Source organism: Allocellulophaga tsushimaensis (assembly GCF_055383085.1).
In genome coordinates this window covers 1190028-1209825 of the sequence record NZ_AP039451.1, presented here as the reverse complement: position 1 = coordinate 1209825, position 19798 = coordinate 1190028, and the positions used below count along the sequence as shown (strand labels likewise).

Genomic DNA, 19798 nt, shown 5'->3' with positions numbered 1-19798 from the left:
ATTTTAAAAGTGCCAGAAAATAAAAAAATAGAAATACGGAGTGATGAAGTCCAAGAAATGCTTTCTCATGTTCCTAATTGGATGATTCGATGGGGGATTTCTCTAATTTTTGGTTTAATTTTTATGCTTGTTTTTATAGCTTGGTTTATTAAGTATCCTGATGTTATAACAGGAGAAATAACACTTACAACAGAGCAGCCACCAATAAAATTAATTAATAAAACAGATGGATACATAGAACAGCTTTACATTGCAGATAACGTTAGTATAAAAAAGGGAACAACGATTGCGGAGCTAACGAACCCTATAAAAAAAGAAACAGTAGATCATTTAAACCGCCTTATTAATGAATTTCAATTTAAAGAAGTAGGCAAAACATTACTGTCAATGCAACAACTTGGTACATTGGGAGAAATACAAACCGAATATAATAATTTCAATAATGCTTTAAAGGAGTATCATGCACTCATCAATAACGATTATTCTCTTAAAACATTAAAAAATATTAACTTACAGATAAAATATAATGATCGATTAGCAAGTATAACTAAAGGAGAACTAGAATTATTGATACAAGAGCTAAAAAATGCAAAAGAGAAATTTAGAGCAGATAGTTTATTATTTCAAAAAGGGATAATCGCAAAAAATGAATTTTTTAAGAATAAAACTGAATATATTGGGAAAAAGCAGCAACTCATTAATGTAAAAAAGAACTATGTTCAGAATAAGATTACCGTAGCAAACTACTTAACACAAAAGAATGAATTAAAAAAGAATGATGATAGCAAGAGAATGGCGCTAGAAACAAGCATTAATGCATCTATTAACTCTATAAAAAACTACATTCAGACATGGCAACAAAACTACGCTGTAATCGCGCCAATAGACGGTAAGTTATCTTATTTAAATAAAATAACAACCAATCAATACATTTCCGCACAAACTCCTTTATTTGCTATTATTCCCAACAATCAAGAATACATTGGCTATATTCAAATTCCTTCCCAAGGGTATGGTAAAATTCAAAAAGACCAAAAAGTAAAAATTAAATTAGATAATTTTCCTTATCAAGAATATGGGCAATTGATTGGCCAAGTTGAAGAAATTTCTTTGCTACCTTACGAAGTAAAGACTCCCGAATCAATGCAAAATATGTACTTAATAACAGTTTCCCTTAAAGACGGATTAAAAACCACCTATAAAAAAGAGCTTAAGTACACACCAAACATGTTTGGATCTGCAGAAATTATTACCGAAGACCTCAGGCTCTTAGAAAGAGTTTTTAATCAGTTTAAAAAGCTCTGAGACAAGTAAAAAATTCTTCAAAAAGGGCTAAATAAAATAGTATAATAGAGGGGCCAATTTTCTGTACACTAATTTTTAGTATTTACTGGTTTTGTTATTTGTGTTAAGCATTGTTTTTCAAACAGTTAACCTCTTTTTTTGATCTTTTATAAAGCGCCAGATACTTTACTTGTTTTGGCTCATAATGATGTAGATATTTAGTTAAATAAATTAAAAAATATAATTATGGAAATTTTTAAATTAAAAGACACAATGGTAGTTAATCAAAAAAGTATTAACGAGTTAGGATTTACAAAATTAGATGACAATGCCTCTTCTGAGTTAAAGGGTGGGAATTGCCAAAAAAAATCGAAGAAATGTAGACCAAGAAAAAGACCAAGACGAAGACGAAGACCATGAAGATAGCTTTAGAAACTCTAATAAAAAAGTAAACAACAGTATACTTTTTATACAATCCATTAATTTTAAAGAAACCCTTGCAGTGTAACTGCAGGGGTTTCTTTAATAAAGAGATTTAAATAGAAAGCGGAGATGAGTTAAACACCTATTTTTAAAATTTAATAAATAAGTTGAATGATGGGCTTTTTTAAAGGTTAACCTCTTTTGGAATTCTCTAATCAAACAGGTTAGGGTCTACAGAAATTATTACTGAAGCCAGGCGCTTAGAAAGAGTTTTTAATCAGTTTAAAGAGCTCTCAGACAAGTAAAAATTCTTCAAAAAGGGCTAAATAAAATAGTATAATAGAGGGGCCAATTTTCTGTACACTAATTTTTAGTATTTACTGATTTTGTTATTTGTGTTAAGCTTTGTTTTCCAAACAGTTAACCTCTTTTTTTGATCTTTTATAAAGCGCCATATACTTTACTTGTTTTGGCTCATAATGATGTAGATATTTAGTTAAATAAATTAAAAAATATAATTATGGAAATTTTTAAATTAAAAGACACAATGGTAGTTAATCAAAAAAGCATTAACGAGCTAGGATTTACAAAATTAGATGACAATGCCTCTTCTGAGTTAAAGGGTGGGAAGTGCCATCAGAGGCCTGGGACATGTAAGAAGAGACCTAAAAATAAAAGACCAAGAAGACCAAGAAGAAGAAGAGGATAAAATTATTGTCAAAAAAAAGTAAACAACAGTATACTTTTTATACAATCCATTAATTTTAAAGAAACCCTTGCAGTGTAACTGCAGGGGTTTTTTAATGAAGAGATTTAAATAGAAAGAGGAGATAAGTTAAACACTTATTTTTAAATTTAATAAATAAGCTGAATGATGGACTTTTTTAAAGGTTAACCTCTTTTGATCTGCAGAAATTATTACTGAAGCCAGGTGCTTAGAAAGAGTTTTTAATCAGTTTAAAGAGCTCTCAGACAAGTAAAAAATTCTTTAAAAGGGCTTAATAAAATAGTATAATAGAGGGCCAATTTTCTGTACATTAATTTTTAGTATTTATTGGTTTTGTTATTTGTGTTAAGCATTGTTCTTCAAACAGTTAACCTCTTTTTTTGATCTTTTATAAAGCGCCAGATACTTTACTTGTTTTGGCTCATAATGATGTAGATATTTGGTTAAATAAATTAAAAAATATAATTATGGAAATTTTTAAATTAAAAGACACAATGGTAGTTAATCAAAAAAGCATTAACGAGCTAGGATTTACAAAATTAGATGACAATGCCTCTTCTGAGTTAAAGGGAGGGAAGTGCCAAAATCGGATTGCGAGGTGTACAAACAAAAGCTGGTGGTCCTAATAAAAAGTAAACAACAGTATACTTTTTATACAATCCATTAATTTTAAAGAAACCCTTGCAGTGTAACTGCAGGGGTTTTTTAATGAAGAGATTTAAATAGAAAGCGGAGATGAGTTAAACACCTATTTTTAAAATTTAATAAATAAGCTGAGTGATGGGCTTTTTTAAAGGTTAACCTCTTTTGGAATTCTCTAATCAAACAGGTTAGGGTCTACAGAAATTATTACTGAAGCCAGGCGCTTAGAAAGAGTTTTTAATCAGTTTAAAGAGCTCTGAGACGAGTAAAAAATTCTTCAAAAAGAGCTAAATAAAATAGTATAATAGAGGGCCAATTTTCTGTACACTAATTTTTAGTATTTACTGGTTTTGTTATTTGTATTAAGCTTTGTTTTTCAAACAGTTAACTTCTTTTTTTGACCTTTTATAAAGCGCCATATACTTTACTTGTTTTGGCTCATAATGATGTAGATATTTGGTTAAATAAATTAAAAAATATAATTATGGAAATTTTTAAATTAAAAGACACAATGGTAGTTAATCAAAAAAGCATTAACGAGCTAGGATTTACAAAATTAGATGACAATGCCTCTTCTGAGTTAAAGGGAGGGTGTCGCTTTGAAAATAGGAGATGTAGAATACGTAGGAGAAGAAGAGGTAGAGGATAGAATTATTGTCAAAAAAAGAGTAAACAATAGGATACTTTTTTTACAATCCATTAATTTTAAAGAAACCCTTGCAGCGTAACTGTAGGGGTTTTTTAATGAAGAGATTTAAATAGAAAAAGGAGATGAGTTAAACACCTATTTTTAAAATTTAATAAATAAGTTGAATGATGGGCTTTTTTAAAGGTTAACCTCTTTTGGAATTCTCTAATCAAACAGGTTAGGATCTGCAGAAATTATTACCGAAGACCTCAGGCTCTTAGAAAGAGTTTTTAATCAGTTTAAAGAGCTCTCAGACAAGTAAAAAATTCTTCAAAAAGGGCTAAATAAAATAGTATAATAGAGGGCCAATTTTCTGTACACTAATTTTTAGTATTTACTGATTTTGTTATTTGTGTTAAGCTTTGTTTTCCAAACAGTTAACCTCTTTTTTTGATCTTTTATAAAGCGCCATATACTTTACTTGTTTTGGCTCATAATGATGTAGATATTTAGTTAAATAAATTAAAAAATATAATTATGGAAATTTTTAAATTAAAAGACACAATGGTAGTTAATCAAAAAAGCATTAATGAGCTAGGATTTACAAAATTAGATGACAATGCCTCTTCTGAGTTAAAGGGAGGGGATTGTAGATTTAATGTTCGCAAACCAACATGTAGGAGAAGACGAAGACCATGAAGATAGCTTAAGAAACTCTAATAAAAAGTAAACAATAGTATACTTTTTATACAATCCATTAATTTTAAAGAAACCCTTGCAGTGTAACTGCAGGGTTTTTTTAATGAAGAGATTTAAATAGAAAGCGGTGATGAGTTAAACACCTATTTTTAAATTTAATAAATAAGTTGAATGATGGGCTTTTTTAAAGGTTAACCTCTTTTGATCTGCAGAAATTATTATTGAAGCCAGGCGCTTAGAAAGAGTTTTTAATCAGTTTAAAAAGCTCTGAGACAAGTAAAAAATTCTTCAAAAAGGGCTTAATAAAATAGTATAATTGAGGACCAATTTTCTGTACACTAATTTTTAGTATTTACTGGTTTTGTTATTTGTATTAAGCATTGTTTTTCAAACAGTTAACTTTTTTTTGACCTTTTATAAAGCGCCATATACTTTACTTGTTTTGGCTCATAATGATGTAGATATTTAGTTAAATAAATTAAAAAATATAATTATGGAAATTTTTAAATTAAAAGACACAATGGTAGTTAATCAAAAAAGTATTAACGAGTTAGGATTTACAAAATTAGATAACAATGCCTCTTCTGAGTTAAAGGGAGGATTTTGTAACCCACAGACGGGGAAATGTAAGAAGAGAAGAAGACGAAGAAGATAGGTTAAGAAACTCTAATAAAAAGTAAACAACAGTATACTTTTTATACAATCCATTAATTTTAAAGAAACCCTTGCAGTGTAACTGCAGGGGTTTTTTAATGAAGAGATTTAAATAGAAAGAGGAGATAAGTTAAACACTTATTTTTAAATTTAATAAATAAGCTGAATGATGGACTTTTTTAAAGGTTAACCTCTTTTGATCTGCAGAAATTATTACTGAAGCCAGGCGCTTAGAAAGAGTTTTTAATCAGTTTAAAGAGCTCTCAGACAAGTAAAAATTCTTCAAAAAGGGCTAAATAAAATAGTATAATAGAGGGCCAATTTTCTGTACACTAATTTTTAGTATTTACTGGTTTTGTTATTTGTGTTAAGCTTTGTTTTTCAAATAGTTAACTTCTTTTTTTGACCTTTTATAAAGCGCCATATACTTTACTTGTTTTGGCTCATAATGATGTAGATATTTAGTTAAATAAATTAAAAAATATAATTATGGAAATTTTTAAATTAAAAGACACAATGGTAGTTAATCAAAAAAGTATTAACGAGTTAGGATTTACAAAATTAGATAACAATGCCTCTTCTGAGTTAAAGGGTGGGAATTGCCAAAAAAAATCGAAGAAATGTAGACCAAGAAAAAGACCAAGACGAAGACGAAGACCATGAAGATAGCTTTAGAAACTCTAATAAAAAAGTAAACAACAGTATACTTTTTATACAATCCATTAATTTTAAAGAAACCCTTGCAGTGTAACTGCAGGGGTTTTTTAATGAAGAGATTTAAATAGAAAGCGGAGATGAGTTAAACACCTATTTTTAAAATTTAATAAATAAGCTGAGTGATGGGCTTTTTTAAAGGTTAACCTCTTTTGGAATTCTCTAATCAAACAGGTTAGGGTCTACAGAAATTATTACTGAAGCCAGGCGCTTAGAAAGAGTTTTTAATCAGTTTAAAGAGCTCTGAGACGAGTAAAAAATTCTTCAAAAAGAGCTAAATAAAATAGTATAATAGAGGGCCAATTTTCTGTACACTAATTTTTAGTATTTACTGGTTTTGTTATTTGTATTAAGCATTGTTTTTCAAACAGTTAACTTCTTTTTTTGACCTTTTATAAAGCGCCATATACTTTACTTGTTTTGGCTCATAATGATGTAGATATTTGGTTAAATAAATTAAAAAATATAATTATGGAAATTTTTAAATTAAAAGACACAATGGTAGTTAATCAAAAAAGTATTAACGAGCTAGGATTTACAAAATTAGATGACAATGCCTCTTCTGAGTTAAAGGGAGGAGATTGCGACTGGGTGCATGGGTGTAGAAGAAGAAGATGGTGGTAGCTTAAGAAACCCTAATAAAAAGTAAACAATAGTATACTTTTTATACAATCCATTAATTTTAAAGAAACCCTTGCAGTGTAACTGCAGGGGTTTTTTAATGAAGAGATTTAAATAGAAAGCGGAGATGAGTTAAACAGATATTTTTAAAATTTAATAAATAAGTTGAGTGATGGACTTTTTTAAAGGTTAACATTTTTTGATCTGCAGAAATTATTACCGAAGCCCTCAGGCGCTTAGAAAGAGTTTTTAATCAGTTTAAAGAGCTCTCAGACAAGTAAAAATTCTTCAAAAAGGGCTAAATAAAATAGTATAATAGAGGGCCAATTTTCTGTACACTAATTTTTAGTATTTACTGGTTTTGTTATTTGTATTAAGCTTTGTTTTTCAAACAGTTAACCTCTTTTTTTGATCTTTTATAAAGCGCCATATACTTTACTTGTTTTGGCTCATAATGATGTAGATATTTGGTTAAATAAATTAAAAAATATAATTATGGAAATTTTTAAATTAAAAGACACAATGGTAGTTAATCAAAAAAGTATTAACGAGCTAGGATTTACAAAATTAGATGACAATGCTTCTTCTGAGTTAAAGGGAGGGGATTGCAAATTTCATGTTCGCAAACGAAGATGCACGAGAAAACCAAGAGGATAGCTTAAGAAACTCTAATAAAAAGTAAACAACAGTATACTTTTTATACAATCCATTAATTTTAAAGAAACCCTTGCAGTGTAACTGCAGGGTTTTTTTAATGAAGAGATTTAAATAGAAAGCGGAGATGAGTTAAACACCTATTTTTAAAATTTAATAAATAAGTTGAATGATGGACTTTTTTAAGGGTTAATATCTTTTGATCTGCTGAAGCCCTCAGGTTCTTAGAAAGAGCTTTTAATCAGTTTAAAGAGCTCTGAGACAAGTAAAAAATTCTTCAAAAAGGGCTAAATAAAATAGTATAATAGAGGGCCAATTTTCTGTACACTAATTTTTAGTATTTACTGGTTTTGTTATTTGTATTAAGCTTTGTTTTTCAAACAGTTAACCTCTTTTTTTGATCTTTTATAAAGCGCCATATACTTTACTTGTTTTGGTTTATAATGATGTAGATATTTGGTTAAATAAATTAAAAAATATAATTATGGAAATTTTTAAATTAAAAGACACAATGGTAGTTAATCAAAAAAGCATTAACGAGTTAGGATTTACAAAATTAGATAACAATGCCTCTTCTGAGTTAAAGGGAGGATTTTGTAACCCACAGACGGGGAAATGTAAGAAGAGAAGAAGACGAAGACCATGAAGATAGGTTAAGAAACTCTAATAAAAAGTAAACAACAGTATACTTTTTATACAATCCATTAATTTTAAAGAAACCCTTGCAGTGTAACTGCAGGGGTTTTTTTAATGAAGAGATTTAAATAGAAAGCGGAGATGAGTTAAACACCTATTTTTAAAATTTAATAAATAAGTTGAATGATGGACTTTTTTAAGGGTTAATATCTTTTGATCTGCTGAAGCCCTCAGGTTCTTAGAAAGAGCTTTTAATCAGTTTAAAGAGCTCTGAGACAAGTAAAAAATTCTTTAAAATAGGGCTAAATAAAATAGTATAATAGAGGGCCAATTTTCTGTACACTAATTTTTAGTATTTACTGGTCTTGTTATTTGTGTTAAGATTTGTTTTTCAAACAGTTAACTTCTTTTTTTGACCTTTTATAAAGCGCCAGATACTTTACTTGTTTTGGCTCATAATGATGTAGATATTTGGTTAAATAAATTAAAAAATATAATTATGGAAATTTTTAAATTAAAAGACACAATGGTAGTTAATCAAAAAAGTATTAACGAGCTAGGATTTACAAAATTAGATGACAACGCTTCTTCTGAGTTAAAGGGAGGGAAGAGGTGCCAAAAAAAATCGGGAAAATGTAGTGTAAGACCTAGAAAAAAAAGACGAAGACCAAGAGGATAGCTTAAGAAACTCTAATAAAAAAGTAAACAATAGTATACTTTTTATACAATCCATTAATTTTAAAGAAACCCTTGCAGTTACACTGCAGGGTTTTTTTTAATGAAGAGATTTAAATAGAAAGCGGAGATGAGTTTCAATTAGATTTCTACTACAAGGTATATTTGGCAGAAAGCGCTATATCTGTAGCCATATAGAATGGGCAACAATAGATACGCTTTTCCATAGGGTAAAATGTGGAGTACTTAAGGCTTTTTTCAGTTGTTTTGATATGGCAAAAAAAATAAAAGTCTATCCGCCTATATGCTGTTACCATAAGCAATTACTAAGGCCACTGCTCAGCTTTTCATGCACAAAATAATGAAGCTTTTTAATGCATAATTTAGGTTGAAAAATAACAAGTGTGACTATAAATATAGTTTTATGACTATTTTTATAGTTATATAATAAAAATAGTATATATTTGGCCTATGAAAGAGCTCACAAAAGCAGAAGAACAGGTTATGAAATATATCTGGAATTTAGAAAAAGCATTTCTAAAAGATATTGTAGAGCAGTTTCCTGAGCCCAAACCAGCATACACCACCATATCTACCGTAATACGGGTATTAACTAGGAAAAAATTCATCCATTATACCACCTATGGTAAGGTTCATGAATATTACCCATTGGTTTCTAAAGAGCATTATTTTAAAGACCACTTTAAAGCAGTTATTGGTAATTTTTTTAGCGGTTCTGTCAGTAATTTTGCCACTTTTTTTACGGATAGCGAAGCGGTAAACCTTACGGAATTAGAGAAAATGAAATTAATGATTGATGAAAAAATTGAATTTCTAAAAAAGAAGAATGAGTAGTTTATTGATATACCTTTTACAAGCAAGTATTGTGTTTACAATTGCATATGCTCTCTATTCGGTATGCTTAAGAAAGTTGACTTTTCATCGTCTTAATAGAATTGTATTATTGCTTATTATGGGCTTGTCTTTAAGTGCTCCTATTGTGCATAAATATATACCAACAATAGCAACAACAGCCATAGAAATTCCTGTTTTTAACGAAACGCTTTTTCCGCAGATCCAAGCACCAGTTTTAGTACAAGAATTAGATTTAAAAACAACAAATAGTCTTTCTTTTTATATGGTTATTTTATATGCAGCAGGGCTCACAATTGGCATAGTAAGATTGCTCTTAAGCATTGTAAAAGTTTTTAATTTGAAAAGAAAATCAGTAGCATTTTCACAAAACGGATATGTATATGTGCTTTTGGACAGTACCGCTATTTTTTCTTGTTTTCATTGGATTTTTATTCCTAAAATCTCTGTAAATACGCTTGGAACGGGTTCACAAGGTATTTCCTTGAAAACAAATCCTTTTCTTCATCAAAACCCTATACTAGAGCACGAAAAAGTTCATGTACAAAAGCGTCATACTATAGACTTAATTTTAATAGAAATATACATTGCCTTATTTTGGTTTAACCCTTTTGTATATTTTTTTAGAAAATCTATGAAGGCCGTACATGAGTTTCAGGCAGATCACAGTGTATTAAAAAATAAGATCAAAAAATCTACCTATTTAGCACTTTTATTAGAAAATCTAAGTAGTGATACAACAACTAAATTATACAGTTATTTTAATTATCAAATCATCAAAAAACGAATAGACATGATCACTAAAAGTAAATCACAAAGCAGAACATTAATTAGGTATGTATTTTTAATCCCCATAATGGGACTCTTGCTTATGGCTTTTAAAACAAATCACGCAACAGTTTTTCCTATTGTAAAAAACCATTTTATTGAAAATGATTCCCCACCATCAATACCACCAATTGCAGCAGTAAAAAGCGAAAATATTACAGCACATTTTGGGATGATGTATAACCCCATTCATAAGAAAAAAATGATGCATAATGGGGTTGATATTAGAGCAAAAATAGGAACGCCAGTAGTTGCTACTGCAGACGGAATTATTATTTTCGCGAAGCGAAAAGGAGATTGGGGTAATCTAATTATTATTTCTCATGCAGATGGCTACGAGACCTATTATTCGCATTTAAGTACATTTGAGGTCAAAGAAAATCAGAAAGTTAAAAAAGGAGAACTTATTGGAAACACAGGGAATACAGGTAAATCTACAGGGCCACATTTGCATTATGAAGTGCATCATAATGGAGAAAAACAAAATCCAGAAAATTTCTTTGGAGTATAATTATAGAGCCAGTTATATTTTATGAAAAAAATAGTTTTTAGCTGCTGTTTGCTACTTATAAGTTATAGTGGGTATAGTCAACACATCAACCTATCTAAATTGGAGTTTCTTGCAAAAGATATTATTTCATTGCAAAGTGAAATTAAAACGAATACTGAAACCGTAACATTTCAAGAAAATTACTTTGAAGCCTATTGGGATACACTATTATTTAACCCATATCAGCATCAAACTAAAAAAGCGCTGTTTCAGATAACATTTAAAGACAGTACTTATGCATCACCCATACAACGTAAAAAAGTAATTACATCTCGTTATGGCTGGCGTTGGGGCAGATCACATCAAGGAATTGATATTGACCTGATTACAGGAGATACTGTAGCTACTATTTTAGGGGGTAGGGTGCGTTATGTAAATTACCATGCTAAACACGGAAAAACAGTTATAGTACGCCATAATAATGGTTTAGAAACAACCTACGCCCATTTGTCTAAACAATTGGTAAACGTAAATGACACAGTAGTAAAAGGCCAAGCAATCGGCTTAGGAGGTGTAACAGGTAATTCTAGAGGCAGTCATTTGCATTTAGAAGTAAGCTATAATGGAGTGCGCATTCATCCAGAATACCTTTTTGATTTTGGAGAAGCTAATACAATAAGAAGTAAAGATATTTGGGTACCAATTAGGTGGATAACACCAGAAATACATAGTTCTAGAAGGCAAAGTAAAATAACTGTTTGTACAAGCTTAGAAGCGGCAGAAAAAGACCAGCAAGAACAAAAAAAACTATACATCATTAAAAAAGGAGATACCCTTTCTAAAATTGCGAATAAGTATCATATTCCAGTTTCTAGAATTTGTAAAACAAACGCTATTAAAAAAACTAGCAAACTTAGAATAGGGCAAAAATTACTTATCGGTTTTTAAGGTATAGTTTGAGTTTAAAAAGGATTATAGGTTTTAGGTTTTAAAATAGAATCCGTAAGATTTATATAATGGTAGTGTACCTTATCTATTTTTGTAAAGGTTCCATTATTATCTACATCTTCTGTAGTTCTGTAATATAACCTATTAATAGCATGTATTATTTTATAATCTAATAGGGTTTGATGGTCTGGCGTTAGTTTTATAAAGCTACTACCATCTAAACGGCTTAGGTATAAGCTTTGTACATCCTTATAGTCTAACACACCATCTGCATTAGTATCTGCATCTATAATATGATAAAAAAGAAGTTGTGTACCCGTATTTCTATAAATTTCATTTAAAAATTGTACTGAAGTAATCCTTAGATTTTTATCAGTTAAAGGTTTTAATGCATCGGAATTGATCTGCTGAAATTTTAAATTATGCATCTGTCCAGAAAATGAAAAATTTTGATAATTTGAAACATAAAAGCTCCCAACGGATTCCTCTTTGTAACTACTCCAACTAAGCATTTTTCTTCCGCCTCTATAAAATTGTAACTCGCCAATAGGGTGTATAAGAGTCTCGGTACTATCCATTAAAATAGGCATATCGGCTAATATAATTAAAGTAGTATCTTTTTGCTGCGCTTCTGTGCTAGTATTACTACGATTTGTAGATGAGGATTTAGGATTTGTGCAAGCCAGCAGTATTACAATACCTAGTAGGCTATATAGTCTTTTTTTCATCTGCTGAAGTTAAAAAATTAATATGATAACAAATATGCAGCTTGTTTTATATTTTATATACCCAGTTTACAGTGAAAAGTAAGCTTACCTGTTTTGTATTTTGAACAAAAACTTGTCAGTTCGAGTGATTTTTAGAAATGAAATGAAGAAAAATTGTATCGAGAATCAGGGTTTTAGTTCCAAAACAGTTCTCGATACACTTTTTCGTACCTCAAAAGTACTCGAACAGACATTTTAGAACTATTAATATCCCTAAATGCACAGCAGGTAAGCTTATATTTTAGTTCTGAAAAGTACTGAGGTTGATACTTTTTTATTATTGAATATTTCCCCCAACGGGAAGTCCGCTTGGAACAGCGAGCGGAATTTCTTTATCAAAATGATCATCGTTCAAAGTGTTTAAAAACGATATAATTTGGGACATTTCTTTAACACTAAGCTGTAGTTGTGGTATAAAAGGATCAAACTTATCTTTAGGCACTAAATGGTTTTTAACATTACCAAAGGCAATGTCTTCGTAAAATTCTAAAACTTCTAAGAGTGTATTAAAGCTTCCGTTGTGCATATAGGGCGCGGTAAAACGCAGGTTTCGTAAAGAGGGCGTTCTAAAGGCAAACGTATCCTTTATTCCCCTGTCTGGACTAGTTAGTTTTTTATTTTCTGGTACTCCTAAAACATGTGCTTTAAAATCGGAAAACATAGGCCCTTTGTGGCAATTGGCACACCCTACTTTTTTAAATTGTTCAAAACCTTCTTTTTCTGCAATAGAAATAGCATTTGTATCCCCACGCATGTACAAGTCAAAACGAGCATTATTGCTTAGTAAAGTACGCTCAAAAGCTGCGATAGCTTTAGCAATATTTGTTATGCTAATTTCTTCATTAAAAGCCGCTTTAAATAAAGTTTGGTATTCAGGAATTTCTTGTAGCCGCTTTAATACCTCATCTAATATACTTTCTTCTGTATAGGTAGAACCCCGCATTTCTTCAAAGGTTTTTATGGGGAGTATGGCTTGGGCTTCTAAACTCTCCGCTCTTAGGTCCCAGAACATTGGTGCATTTTCTGGGCGGTACTTACCTTCGGTATCAATACCATTAAAAGCGGCATTTAAAACACTATGCGCATTTCTTTTTAGCCTGGGAATGGTATTTGGAGATCTAAAATGCCTTTCATTGCTTAATCCTACACCGTTTACGCCTATAGACAAGTCTAAAAGTTCTGCATATCCATTTGCTGGGTGATGGCATGTAGCACAAGAAACATCTTTATTTCCAGAGAGAATAGGATCGTAAAAAAGTAATTTTCCTAAGGCTATTTTTTCTTGTGTCGTTGGATTATCTAGCGGAGCTTTAACTGTTTTTGGTAATGCAGAGAAATCAGTGGAAGCAAGCTTTTTTAAGGAAGCATCTGTTTTTTGTTCTTTGCAATTAAGGCACAAGAAAAAGAATATTAGTAGTGATGAACATACAGCGCTGTTTCTCATACCATAAGATTACTACATCATTTAAAAATGGAGTATAATGAAAACTATTTTTTTAGGTACAAAAGCGACATTCTCGATAATGGAGCTTTAAGTGCTTCAAGTCTTACCCAGAAATGCTTATTTAAAATTCGTCAATTCGAGTATTTCGACCGAAGGAAGAAATGTATCGAGAATAGGATTTTGGATCTAAAACAGTTCTCGATATAAATTTTCTTCATTTCATTCCAAAAATTCACTCGAACAGACGTTTTATTCAATTATTTACTTGATAAGCGGGCTATAAAGGCTTCAAGTCTTACCCAGAAATGCTTATTTAAAATTCGTCAATTCGAGTATTTCAACCAGAGGGAGAAATGTATCGAGAATAGGGTTTTGGATCTAAAACAGTTCTCGATATAAATTTTCTTCATTTCATTCCAAAAATTCACTCGAACAGACGCTTTATTCAATTATTTACTTGATAAGCGAGCTATAAAGGCTTTAAGTCTTACCCAGAAATGCTTATTTAAAATTCGTCAATTCGAGTATTTTGACCGAAGGAAGAAATGTATCGAGAATAGGATTTTGGATCTAAAACAGTTCTCGATATAAATTTTCTTCATTTCATTCCAAAAATTCACTCGAACAGACGCTTTATTTTAAAATACTCGTATATTTTGCTTGGTCTTGTAATAACGCCGTGGCTGTTAAAATCGCTTCATCATTTTTAAGATAATAGTCATACAAACCATCTTTATAGAAATAACGGGTAACAATTTCGTCTTCTATTTCTTTGATGATTTCTTTTTTAGAACGATCTAAACCAGCAATTTTATTCGCATTTATTTCAGACAATAAGCTTTTGTATTTCTCTTGAACACTATCATCAAAAAATTCGGAGTCTTTAGCCGTCATTGCTTTTTGTAAAGCTTTTTCTGTTTCTGTTTCAAAAGAAAATCCGCTTGTTTTTATTTTAGTTTTAAAATCTTCGAAATCAGCATCTGTAAAATTAAAATCAGAAATATTGGTGAGCGAATGCTTATAGTAATAATCCGTTGCAAAGTCAAAAATAGCGTTTTCACTAATCAGAGCTTTGGTAAGGCTATTGTTTTTTAAGGCCATTATTTCTACATCTGGTAAAACCCCACCGCCATCTTGCACTTTTCTTCCATTACGGGTTTTAAAGTCATTAAATTCTTTAGTTCTCACAGCATTGCCTTGTTTATCTCTATTCCAATAATCAAGAGATTGGATGCATCGTCCAGAAGGGGTATAATATCTAGAGATGGTTACTTTTAATTGTGTACCATAGGTGAGTCTTAATGGACGTTGTACCAAACCTTTTCCAAAACTACGGGCACCTACTACTACTGCTCTGTCTAAATCTTGCAGCCCTCCAGAAACAATCTCACTGGCCGAAGCACTACGTCCGTTGACTAAAACCACCAATGGAATTTCAGTATCAACTGGTTTGTTTTTAGTCTTATATTCCGAATTAAACTTTTTTACTTTAGATTTTGTAGTAACGATAAGTTCTCCTTTATCTACAAACAGATTACAAACATTAATTGCCTCGGTTAATAAACCACCAGGATTGCCTCTAAGGTCTAAAATAATTTTTTCGGCGCCTTTACCTTTTAAATCCAATAAAGCACTTTTGGTTTGTTCAGATGCTTTTCTGTTGAATTTTGCTAGAACAATATAGCCTGTTTTGTCGTCTACCATATTAAAATAGGGCACTGCATCTACTTCTATTGCCTCTCTAGTAATGGTAGTTGTTTTGGTTTCTCCTTGTCTGTTAAACGTAACGGTAACACTTGCTCCATTTGCTCCTTTTAAAAGCTCATTGGCATTATCTTCATAATCTTTTACTACAATATCACCTATTTTTACAATTTCATCACCCGCTTTTAAACCTGCTTTATCTGCTGGGTAATCTTTATAAGGTTCTATAATCACCAGTTTCTCTTTGTACGAACGCACTACAGCACCAATACCAGAATATTCTCCTGCATTGTTAATTTTATAGGCTTCAACATCTTGTTCGTTTAAAAAACGAGTGTAGGGATCCAAATCGTCTAGCATATTTTTAATGGCGGTATCCATCAATTCTGCCGGATTGGTATCATCCACATAATTCATATTCAACTCCTTAAAAAGCGTGGTAAAAATTTCGATTTGCTTTGCAATTTCAAAAAAATCGGATTTAAAACTACTCCCTACAATTAAAAATGTAAGGGCTATAACTGGGATGATGACTTTCTTTTGAAGTACTTTTTTCATTTTGGATCTTTTTAAAGATAAAATTGAAGTTATCTTTTATTTTTTTGAATAAACTTTTCTAGAACATGCACCATGCTTTTTTCAATGATATGCAACTGTGGCAGTTCTTTTCCAAGGTATAAAAATAACAACGAAAAATTGCTGATACTATTGTTAAAAAGCAGGTTTTTATGCAATCGATAACTTTCTCGTAAAAGCCTTTTGATTCTATTTCTATCTACAGCACTTTTAAAATTGCGTTTGGAAACGCTTACACCTGTTTGTATTGGTACACCTGCTGGCATTTCTGTTTCCACATACATAAGCCGTATGGGATAATTACTAAGGCTTTTTCCTTCGGAAAAGAGTTTTTCAAAGCTTTTTTTACGCTTTAATTTTTCTTTTTTAGGGAATGTATAATTGGGCTTTTTTTCTTCAGTCATTCAAGCTTTTTGCTATAGTAGAACTATTGTTGTGTGTAAAGATACAATTTAGGTCTTTTTTCTTCAATTTAAAAGGAGTGCTATATATGTAAAGATCAAACTTTAACCCATATGAATGTATATTTTAGGGCTTATTGGGCTTGCTTTTCTTGAGCATTATGGATAAGTTAAACGCTGCTTTTACATGCCCTCTATCAATTGCCATACGGTATAATCTTATAGCTTCATCTGGTTGCTTCTCCTCTAATAGTATGGCTAAGTTATTCATAGCATTTACATGCCCCTTATCAATTGCCATATAGAATAATTTTATTGCTTCCTCTGGTTGCTTTTCCTGTAGCATTATGGCTAAGTTAAAAGTAGCACTTATATCTCCTCTATCAATTGCCGTACGGAATAATTTTATAGCTTCCTCTGGTTGCTTGTCTTTTAGCATTAGGGCTAAGTTGTATCCAGCATATAGATGTCCCATATCAATTGCCATACGGTATAACTTTATAGCTTCCTCTGGTTGCTTTTCCTGTAACATAATGGCTAAGTTGTTCATGCTATTTACATGCCCTTTATCAACTGCCATACGGAATAATTTTATGGTTTCTTCTGGTTGCTTGTCTTTGAGCATTATAGCTAAGTTGATAATAGCATTTACATGTCCCTTATCAATTGCCATACGGTATAATTTTATGGCTTCTTCTGGTTGCTTTTTTTTAATAAAATTGGCCAAGTTAAACATCGCAGCTACATGCCCCTTATTAATTGCCATATGGTATAATTTTATGGCTTCTTCTGGTTGCTTTTCTTTGAGCATTACGGCTAAGTTAAACATCGCACCTACATATCCTTTATCAATTGCCATACGGTACAATTTTATAGCTTCTTCTGGTTCCTTTTCTTTGAGCATTATGGCTAAGTTGTACATGGCAGCAACATGCCCTTTTTTAATTGCCATACGGTACAATTTTATGGCTTCTTCAGGTTCCTTTTCTTTGAGCAGATTAGCTAAGTTATACATCGCATCTATATGCCCCTTATTAATTGCCATACGGTATAATTTTATGGCTTCTTCTGGTTCCTTTTCTTTAAGCAATATGGCTAAGTTGAACATCGCATCTACATGTTCTTTATCAATTGCCATACGGTATAATCTTATAGCTTCTTCTGGTTCTTTTTCTTTAATCATTTCGGCTAAGTTAAACATCGCAGGTACTTCTCCTTTACGTATTGAAAGTTCATACCGTTCCTGAGCTATTTCAGGATTACTTTCATGAAGCGAAGCACCTAGATTAATCGTTGATTTTGATAGCTCTTTATTCTTTTTTTTCGCCATATTTTTCTCTAACCTATATTTAAAAATGTTCTTTTTTTTCACAGTGGTATGATATTTCTTTAAAGTTAAAAAAAGCAACTCACCTCACTAAGCGACTTCAAAACATACTTGCCGATAACTATTTACCAATATACACCTCTGTTTATTATAGTGTAAAATACTTTAAAAAACAAAACCCACCTAGAATATATCCAAATGGGTTTTATCAAAATAAATATTTTAAAACTTAATTTGTTGCTAACCAAGTATTATTTTCTGGTTGTACATCTGCCATCAACTGAGAAGGGTCTATCATAATTCCTTTTATTTCACTCATCGGTTTAGATAGCGTAAAGTTAAAAGTTGGAAAAGCCCAAGGCCAATCTTCTAATACCGTTCTCTTAAGTTGTGGATACGGATTTTCTTTTTCACCACGCATCATTCTAAGTGGCGCATAGAAGGTTTCTTGTGTACCATCATTATAAACTACTAAAATATCTACAGGCATGGGCATAAGACCAATACGCTCTAGGGTAACTTTAGTTCCACTACCATCTGCGGTAACTTCTTTTATGCCATAATCTATAGTATTAGTGGTTTGTGTCCAATCTGTTAAATACCAATCTAATTCTAAACCAGAAATTTTCTCTGCCGTTCTTTTAATATCGTTAGGAATTGGGTGTTTAAATTTAAAATCTTCATAATATTTACGAAGGCTTTCCATTAGTTTATCTTGCCCTATTACATAACCTAATTGAGAAAGGAAAACAGCGCCTTTACTGTAGGCAGCTATACCATAAGGCCTATTGGTATCATAACGATCTGCATGGGTAGTTTGCGGTTGTTCTTTTCCAGATTTTACCAAAGAATAATACCCATTATAACTTCCTGTAAAAGGGTTTTCTTTTTTCTGGTCCATAATTGCATTCATACATAGCGAAGAAATAAAAGTGGTAAAACCTTCATCCATCCATTCGTGCTTGGCTTCGTTTGTTGCAAGGATATGCTGAAACCAGGAGTGTGCTAACTCATGCGCCATAACCCCTACAAGGCTACCAAATTTACGTTCGCCCGTTATTAAGGTGCTCATAGCATATTCCATACCACCGTCTCCACCTTGGATCACAGAATACTGATCATAAGGATATTTCCCTACATTCTCACTAAAAAACTGCATGGCTGCTGCCGTTTTAGGCTGTAAATTTTTCCAGTTTTCTATAATATTTTTATCATTCTGATAAAAGAAATGTAATAAAGGACCATTCTCTACTTGTAAGGTATCATGGATATAATCTGGATCTGCTGCCCAAGTAAAATCGTGCACGTTAGGGGCTTTAAAATGCCATGTTAGTGTTTTTCCTTTGTGTTTTTTTACTTTAGTTCCAGGCGTTTCATAGCCATAACCAATCTCATTAGGGTTTTGGAGGTAACCGCTACCACCCACAATGTATTTTTTATCAAGTGTTAATTTCACATCAAAATCGCCCCAAACACCATGAAATTCACGTGCTATATAAGGGTCTGCATGCCAACCTTCAAAATCGTACTCTGCCAATTTAGGATACCATTGCGACATGGAAAGGGAGATCCCTTCTTTATTATCACGGCCAGAACGGCGAATTTGTAGCGGCACTTGCCCTTTAAAAACCATATCAAAAGTAGCTTTTCCACCAGCGGGGATTGCCTCATTTAACTTCACCACTAAAATAGTTCCTTCTACGGTATACGAAACGTCGTTTCCATTATGTTGTAAAGAGGAAATTTTTAAATAACCGATTTCTTCAGGCGATAAGGCTGCTATTCTACTCTTATTATTCGCCATCATTCTACCATCTGGGTCTTCTATATTTTGTAATCTAATATCCATTTCACTCCCTGGCTGAAATGCATTAAAGTATAAATGATAGTATACTTTGTTTAATGCATCAGGAGAATTATTGGTATATATTAATTTTTGAGTTCCTGTATATTGGAAGTTTTCTACATCCATTTCTACATCCATCGTATAGTCTACATGCTGTTGCCAATACGAAGTATTTTGAGCAATAGCTACAGTACCAGATAGTACTAATACGAAAGCAATTAATTTTTTCATTTTTAA

General features: G+C 31.5%; 20 protein-coding genes. 14 read left to right on the top strand and 6 right to left on the bottom strand.

The features are described 5' to 3' along the window. Window positions 1-9: 9 nt before the first annotated feature. From ACZ451_RS05370 to ACZ451_RS05305, 14 genes are all read left to right on the top strand, one after another. Window positions 10-1305, top strand: coding sequence for an HlyD family secretion protein (locus ACZ451_RS05370; RefSeq protein WP_464216072.1), 1296 nt, complete (start codon window positions 10-12; stop codon window positions 1303-1305). Between the two features lie 328 nt (window positions 1306-1633). Next, window positions 1634-1792 (top strand): hypothetical protein, encoded by a 159-nt coding sequence (locus tag ACZ451_RS05365; protein WP_464216067.1) that lies wholly within the window; start codon window positions 1634-1636, stop codon window positions 1790-1792. A gap of 435 nt (window positions 1793-2227) precedes the next feature. Then, on the top strand, window positions 2228-2416 hold the full coding sequence (locus ACZ451_RS05360) for a hypothetical protein (protein ID WP_464216071.1): 189 nt from the start codon (window positions 2228-2230) through the stop codon (window positions 2414-2416). Between the two features lie 398 nt (window positions 2417-2814). After that, window positions 2815-3060 (top strand): hypothetical protein, encoded by a 246-nt coding sequence (locus tag ACZ451_RS05355; protein WP_464216070.1) that lies wholly within the window; start codon window positions 2815-2817, stop codon window positions 3058-3060. A 500-nt stretch (window positions 3061-3560) separates the two neighbouring features. Further along, window positions 3561-3725, top strand: coding sequence for a hypothetical protein (locus ACZ451_RS05350; protein WP_464216069.1), 165 nt, complete (start codon window positions 3561-3563; stop codon window positions 3723-3725). Between the two features lie 1171 nt (window positions 3726-4896). After that, window positions 4897-5058, top strand: a complete 162-nt coding sequence (locus ACZ451_RS05345; protein WP_464216068.1) for a hypothetical protein — start codon at window positions 4897-4899, stop codon at window positions 5056-5058. Between the two features lie 591 nt (window positions 5059-5649). Next, window positions 5650-5808, top strand: a complete 159-nt coding sequence (locus ACZ451_RS05340) for a hypothetical protein (RefSeq protein WP_464216067.1) — start codon at window positions 5650-5652, stop codon at window positions 5806-5808. Window positions 5809-6242: 434 nt separating this feature from the next. Next, window positions 6243-6395 (top strand): hypothetical protein, encoded by a 153-nt coding sequence (locus ACZ451_RS05335; protein ID WP_464216066.1) that lies wholly within the window; start codon window positions 6243-6245, stop codon window positions 6393-6395. Between the two features lie 405 nt (window positions 6396-6800). Then, window positions 6801-7049 carry a hypothetical protein gene (locus ACZ451_RS05330; RefSeq protein ID WP_464216065.1) on the top strand — a complete coding sequence of 83 codons (249 nt, stop codon included), beginning with the start codon at window positions 6801-6803 and terminating at the stop codon, window positions 7047-7049. Between the two features lie 394 nt (window positions 7050-7443). Then, window positions 7444-7692 (top strand): hypothetical protein, encoded by a 249-nt coding sequence (locus ACZ451_RS05325; protein WP_464216064.1) that lies wholly within the window; start codon window positions 7444-7446, stop codon window positions 7690-7692. Between the two features lie 402 nt (window positions 7693-8094). Beyond that, window positions 8095-8361: a hypothetical protein gene (locus tag ACZ451_RS05320; protein ID WP_464216063.1), complete on the top strand. Its 267-nt coding sequence runs from the start codon at window positions 8095-8097 to the stop codon at window positions 8359-8361. A gap of 467 nt (window positions 8362-8828) precedes the next feature. After that, the gene (locus ACZ451_RS05315; protein WP_464216062.1) at window positions 8829-9212 is read left to right on the top strand and encodes a BlaI/MecI/CopY family transcriptional regulator; all 384 of its coding nucleotides are present in this window, start codon (window positions 8829-8831) and stop codon (window positions 9210-9212) included. Then, a complete protein-coding gene (locus ACZ451_RS05310) occupies window positions 9205-10569 on the top strand; it encodes a peptidoglycan DD-metalloendopeptidase family protein (protein ID WP_464216061.1) in 1365 nt (454 codons plus the stop codon). Before ACZ451_RS05315 ends, ACZ451_RS05310 begins: the two co-directional genes overlap by 8 nt. Window positions 10570-10590: 21 nt before the next feature. Beyond that, window positions 10591-11496 carry a peptidoglycan DD-metalloendopeptidase family protein gene (locus ACZ451_RS05305; RefSeq protein WP_464216060.1) on the top strand — a complete coding sequence of 302 codons (906 nt, stop codon included), beginning with the start codon at window positions 10591-10593 and terminating at the stop codon, window positions 11494-11496. 14 nt (window positions 11497-11510) lie between these two features. On the opposite strand, the gene ACZ451_RS05300 is transcribed toward ACZ451_RS05305, so the two are convergent. The 6 genes from ACZ451_RS05300 to ACZ451_RS05275 form a co-directional block, all read right to left on the bottom strand. Further along, entirely contained in the window at window positions 11511-12224 is a 714-nt protein-coding gene (locus ACZ451_RS05300) for a hypothetical protein (RefSeq protein WP_464216059.1), read from the bottom strand. 316 nt (window positions 12225-12540) lie between these two features. Continuing rightward, window positions 12541-13662: a cytochrome-c peroxidase gene (locus ACZ451_RS05295; RefSeq protein ID WP_464216058.1), complete on the bottom strand. Its 1122-nt coding sequence runs from the start codon at window positions 13660-13662 to the stop codon at window positions 12541-12543. Window positions 13663-14340: 678 nt separating this feature from the next. Further along, the gene (locus tag ACZ451_RS05290; protein WP_464216057.1) at window positions 14341-15969 is read right to left on the bottom strand and encodes a S41 family peptidase; all 1629 of its coding nucleotides are present in this window, start codon (window positions 15967-15969) and stop codon (window positions 14341-14343) included. A 29-nt stretch (window positions 15970-15998) separates the two neighbouring features. After that, a complete protein-coding gene (gene rnpA, locus ACZ451_RS05285) occupies window positions 15999-16391 on the bottom strand; it encodes a ribonuclease P protein component (RefSeq protein ID WP_464216056.1) in 393 nt (130 codons plus the stop codon). Window positions 16392-16515: 124 nt separating this feature from the next. Further along, the gene (locus tag ACZ451_RS05280) at window positions 16516-17718 is read right to left on the bottom strand and encodes a tetratricopeptide repeat protein (RefSeq protein ID WP_464216055.1); all 1203 of its coding nucleotides are present in this window, start codon (window positions 17716-17718) and stop codon (window positions 16516-16518) included. Between the two features lie 226 nt (window positions 17719-17944). Then, window positions 17945-19792: a M1 family metallopeptidase gene (locus ACZ451_RS05275; RefSeq protein ID WP_464216054.1), complete on the bottom strand. Its 1848-nt coding sequence runs from the start codon at window positions 19790-19792 to the stop codon at window positions 17945-17947. Window positions 19793-19798 lie beyond the last annotated feature (6 nt).